Genomic DNA, 363 nt, shown 5'->3' with positions numbered 1-363 from the left:
GAACAACAGAGTGTACTTCAAGATCCACAACACTAAGTACAACCAGTACTTGAAACTAAGTTCGACGACTGACTGCAACACTCAAGACCGTATTATATTCGGCACCAACACCGCCGACACCACCAGGGAGCAGTGGTTCCTCCAGCCCACGAAGTACGAAAACGACGTCCTGTTCTTCATCTACAATCGCGAGTACAACGATGCTTTGAAGCTCGGTAGGATTGTGGACGCTTCGGGAGACCGTATGGCATTTGGACACGATGGTGAAGTAGCTGGTCTCCCTGACATCTTCTCCTGGTTCGTTACACCTTTCTAGACAATCAAAGGCAACGCTTCATGCTTATGAATAATGAAATAAATGAT

Annotated in this window: 1 protein-coding gene; it reads left to right on the top strand. The window is 46.8% G+C overall.

Annotated features, from left to right (window positions below; translation table 11 throughout):
• The coding region (locus tag F0L46_RS27650; RefSeq protein WP_149822400.1) for a hypothetical protein at positions 1-316 on the top strand (316 nt) is incomplete at its 5' end.
• Positions 317-363 lie beyond the last annotated feature (47 nt).

Source organism: Salinarimonas soli (assembly GCF_008386575.1).
In the GTDB taxonomy this organism is placed as follows: domain Bacteria; phylum Pseudomonadota; class Alphaproteobacteria; order Rhizobiales; family Beijerinckiaceae; genus Salinarimonas_A; species Salinarimonas_A soli.
This window is presented reverse-complemented; position numbering and strand designations above follow the sequence as displayed.